At 58.8% G+C, this 4,876-nt stretch carries 2 protein-coding genes; both read right to left on the bottom strand.

The window, feature by feature from the left end; all coding sequences use genetic code 11:
* Positions 1-96 precede the first annotated feature (96 nt).
* Positions 97-1,500: a DUF1552 domain-containing protein gene (locus ABX749_RS21945; RefSeq protein ID WP_372897865.1), complete on the bottom strand. Its 1,404-nt coding sequence runs from the start codon at positions 1,498-1,500 to the stop codon at positions 97-99.
* A 55-nt stretch (positions 1,501-1,555) separates the two neighbouring features.
* Entirely contained in the window at positions 1,556-4,324 is a 2,769-nt protein-coding gene (locus ABX749_RS21940) for a DUF1592 domain-containing protein (protein ID WP_372897864.1), read from the bottom strand.
* Between the last annotated feature and the right edge of the window lie 552 nt (positions 4,325-4,876).

Here is a 4,876-nt window from a genome sequence, read left to right as displayed (position 1 = left end):
CATCGTTTTGCCCCTCATCGTTTTGCCCCTCATCGTTTTGCCCCTCATCTATCTTCCATTGATGACCAGCAAGCACGTGCATCTGCCCACAGCGGATCAGATACTTTCAACCACTCCCGTGCTGTCGGCGAACGAATCGGTTTGGACGCCCAATCGTTGCAGCATCGTCACGTAGAGGTTCGACAACGGCAGGTCTTCCCCTTTCGCTTCGTCTTGCCACGGCTCACGTTCGCCCAACCATGGGCCGCCTTGGAAATTCTCACCCGCGTGATTGAAGTATTGCCCGTGCTTGAATCCCATCTGTTTGCCGCCGGCCAGAATCAACGGGTAATTTCGTGACAAATGGAATGCACTCGATGCCGATCCCAACAGCAGCAGTGTGTTGTCCAGCATGCTGCCGCTGCCGGCCGGTTCAGGTGTCGCCTTGAGCTTGCCGATGAACCGTCCGTATTCCTCGTTAAGGAAACGGCAATAGGTGCCAAAGTTCTTCCAGCCGTCGGGATTCTTCGTCTCGTGCGACAATTGATGGGCCAGATTGAATCCGACCGCTCGCGCCAGGTGATCGCTGCGGCCGACTCCATTTTCCCGTCCGATCTGGTACGTCGCCACCCTCGTCGAGTCGGTCTTGAATGCAAGGAAGATCAGGTCGAACATCGTCTGCAGATACTCGCGAGGCTCTTCGGTGGTCAGTTCCAGATTCAATTGATCGCCATCGACACTGGGCAGCGGCGCCCCCAGCCAACGCTTGGCCTTTTCGACCTTGACCTCGGCTTGTCGAACCGAGTCCAGGTATTCATCCAGACTGCGTCGGTCATTGGTCGACAGCGATTGTCGCAGACGCCGGGCATCCTCCAGCATTTCGTCCAGTGCGCTGCGACTGAGCAGCAGCCGGCGAGCCGAATCGGCGTCGTTTTTCACAAACAGTCGATCAAAAATCTGTTTGGGGCGATGCTCGGCAGGAATCGGCCGCCCGTTGCGATCAAACGAAATGGTGTGCGTTCCGCGCGCGGTGCCCGTTCCCCCATCGGTCGACATCACCAACGATGCAAAACGAGTCTGGTCCCCGACGTATTTCGCGTATTCCTGGTCCAACGAAATCGTGTTCTCGTACTCTTTGTCACCGCCGCCGGTGGCCGCTGCGGTCAGAAACTGATCGGCGTTGTTGTGACCGTGAACGTTGCGGGACTTCGGATGCGAAAAACCAGACAGCACCGTCAAGTCGTCTTTGAGCGACTCGAACGGTTCCATGCACTTGGAGAACGTGAACTCGTTGCCGCCACCATGGGGAAACCAGGACCAGTCTTTGTAAGCCGGGTCTTCCGGCAGCGGCATCGGCACACCGTCGGGAAAGTAAAAGCAGCCGAGGCGTTTCGGGTTCTCTCGCGTCTCCGCGCCGCGAGCCATCGGCCCCCACACCGATCCGAACATCGGCAATGCCAACGCCCACCCACTGCCTCTCAGGAATCGACGACGATCAATCATATTCATGTTCCATGCCATGGGCGGCTTCCCCTGTGAATGCTAACGTTGACGTGTAACGGTTTGGGTTGGGTGTTTACATGGATCGAAACAGTTCGCTTTGAACGATCGCTTCGACGGTCGTCCTCAGTCCATCGCCGTTGCGGCGAACACGAGCGGTGATCGCGTCAATTTCCGCTCGATCGGAGAACGCCAACGGGCGGCCCAACGCGTACGTGGCCAGCTTGGACACCATTGCTCGGACAAATTGATCCTGCCGGTTCTGCAACAGGAATCGTTTCAAGCCATCCATGCCATCGAGCGTTTGGTGATTGAACAGCTCACTGGACGCGTCGACCGGTTTGCCACGAACTTCATCACGCCACTTTCCGAGCGCATCGTAGTTTTCGAAAGCGATCCCCCAAGGGTCAATCTTGCTGTGACACGACATGCACGCGGCGTGATTGCGGTGGTCTTCGATGCGTTCCTTCAACGTCATCTTCGCGATTTCCGGATCGGCCAGATCGATCTGCGGCACGGCGGGCGGCGGCGGGGGAGGCGGATCGCTGAGGACGCTCTCAAGCAACCAAATCGCTCGTTTGAGCGGGTGAGAATCAGGCCAATCGGAATTCATCGACAGCAGCCCGGCCTGCGTCAGCAAACCTCCGCGGCGAAACCCTTCGTCCAACGAAACGCGGCGGAAATGGTTGCCGTAAACACCGGACAGGCCATAGTGTCGGGCCAGTCGCTCGTTGACCATGGCGTAGTCGCAGTGGATGAAGTCCAACACGCTCGCGTCGTCTTGCAGCATTTGCTCGAACAAGGCGACCGGTTCGTGCTGCATCGCTTCTTTCAATAGCGGATCGAAGCTGGGCAGATGTTGTTTGAAGTTCAGGAAATCAAGCAGCTGCATGTCCAGCCACTGATGCACGAAGTGTTTGGAGAAACGTTCGCTGCGTGGATCGTCAAGCATCCGCCGGACCTGCGATGCCAGGATGTCGCGGTCGGTCAGCCGCCCGGACTGCGCCAGTGTCAACAATTCCTGGTCGGGAATGCTGCACCACAGGAACAACGACAGTCGATTGGCCAATGCATGTGCATCGATCGGCGAACGCTCACCGGATTCGCCGGTCGTTCCCGCGTTGGTCGTGTTCCAGACGTATAAAAACTGGGGCGACGAGAGCACCGTCGCCAGGACTTCGACGACGGCTTCTTCAAAGCTGTCGCATTGCGGACGCATGGCGGCAAAGAGATTCAGTTTGCGATCGATCTCCGCGTCGCTGATCGGTCGCCGCCACGCTCGGTTCATGAACGCTGCGATGGTCCTTCGTGCATCAGCCAATTCGTCGCTGGAGTCTTCACTCGCGGTAAAGATGCGGCGATGCGACTGAGACGGCCACTGGTCAGACACCGGAGCAGCGACGTGCACGAAATCGATCTGGATCTCCGACGAAGACGCCGAGCTGTTGACCAAGCGGATGTATTCCGACGGGCTGGGCGTCACGCCCATCGGCGACGTTTTCCTGACCGAGTTGCGGGGATAGATTTCACCCAGCGGCACGTCCCACTGGATGATCTGTGGTTGGTCCGGGCCGGCCGTGACCGGTGTGTCTTCTTTGCTGACGCGTATCAATGCGCGGCCTTCGTTGCTGGCTTGCCAGCCGAACAGCAATTGCAGACTGGGAAAGCCATCGCCGTTTGTATTCACTCGCGACGCTCGAACGGTCACCCGCATCGTGCCTTCATCTGGCAACTGATTGCCCAGCTCGACGATCAGCCGCGTGCCCAATCCGTTCGGCAGAATCGCGACGCAGTCGTCTGGGTCGGGAAACGCGACCGGCTGCTCCGTGGGCGCAAATGCATACTGCGCGCCGTGGTACCGCCACTCGGCCTTTGCCGTCCGACCACTGGACAGGTCTTTGTAATAAGCCCCACGCGGAGGTTGTCGAAACGTTTCCCGTAGTTTCTCCAGTTCAACTGCCAGCTTCTCTGGGTCGTCTTTGAATTCCTGTTGCAGCTCGCTGATCTGTTTGTCTTGTTTGGACCACTCGCGCTGGGCGGCATCCTTCATCGCGATGCCCCAGTACCGCGTCGTCGGCTTGGCGCCCGTCGCCGTGACTCGATCGAGCGTGTTGCGGGCGATCCGGTGATAGGTCTCGAAGTGCGTGACCGACAAATGCAACACATCGGAACTGTTCTCGAAGCCTTCTTCGGAGTGGGGTTCCGGCGGCAGGTCCCTGGCAAAGTCCCAGGGAACACCGAACAGGTCTTGCAACGCGTAATTGTATTCGTACCGTGTCATGCGTCGAAACGCGGAATGACCGCCGGACCGACGCCGCACGATGGAAGCAGTTTGCAGTTCACTCGACAGCCAATCGACAAGCAGCCGCCGCTCGTCGTCACTGAACTCGCCCGCGTCAGGCGGTGGCATTTCGCCCTTGGTGATGGCGGCGAAGATCTCGGACCACCAATCGGTATCGGCACCGGCCACCAGATTCGGATCAAGCGTGTCGATTCGGACGTTGCCTTCGACGGTATCGGGGCCATGGCAATCGAGACAGTTTTGTTCCAAGAGTGGCTTGATCGTTGATTCGAACTGAGCCAAATTCGCTTGACGTGCTGCGCCGTCTCTGGTGCCCTCGCCTGGCTGATCCTTTCCGGCGGCGAAGTCTTTGAACCGGGATCGCTCTCGCCCGATCGTCTTTATATCGGCGAGGGTCGGTCGGTCGTTTGCAATCCCTGACGACGGAGCGGCAGCGTCTGCGTTTGCTCGGAGCTGCTCGTCGGGCGTCTCGGCGCGGATCGATGTGGCGACAACGGCGAGCGCGGCTGTCAGCACCAACAATCGACTGGCTGTTCGTAGCATGAAAAACATTCGAGGGGGGGACCTATGGTGGCAGGTCGTCGTTCTGGCGGGCGGGATCCAAACGGCGAACTCGCCAAGCACCGAACCGGTTTCAATCAATCGTCGGCGGGAGCACGCGTCGGGACGCATCCATGATAGCACGTGATCGCGATTTGTCTCCGCAGACCGACAGGGTTTTGGCGTCGTTTGCCGCGTCGTGGAAATGACTCAAAGCCTCTGTGGAGTCCAGAAACGCCATGATCCGCACCATTGTTTTGCCGGTGTTGGCAGATAACTCGCCGGCAGAAACATGGAGAGCAAGAAGAAGGAGCGACAAAAAAAAGAACGGGCACCTGCGCTGGTGTGCAGGCTTCAGCCGCCCGTTTCGCTGCTCCGCAGCGAGTAGATTGCGCCTCAAGGCTGGACACCAACATGCGCTGGTGTCCAGGCTTCAGCCGCCCATTTCGCTGCTCCGCAGCGAGTAGATTGCGCCTAAAGGCTGGACACCAACATGCGCTGGTGTGCAGGCTTCAGCCGCCCGTTTCGCTGCTCCGCAGCGAGTAGATTGCGCCT

Origin of the sequence: Stieleria sp. (genome assembly GCF_041595215.1) — a bacterium.
Lineage (GTDB): Bacteria > Planctomycetota > Planctomycetia > Pirellulales > Pirellulaceae > Stieleria > Stieleria magnilauensis.
This window is presented reverse-complemented; position numbering and strand designations above follow the sequence as displayed.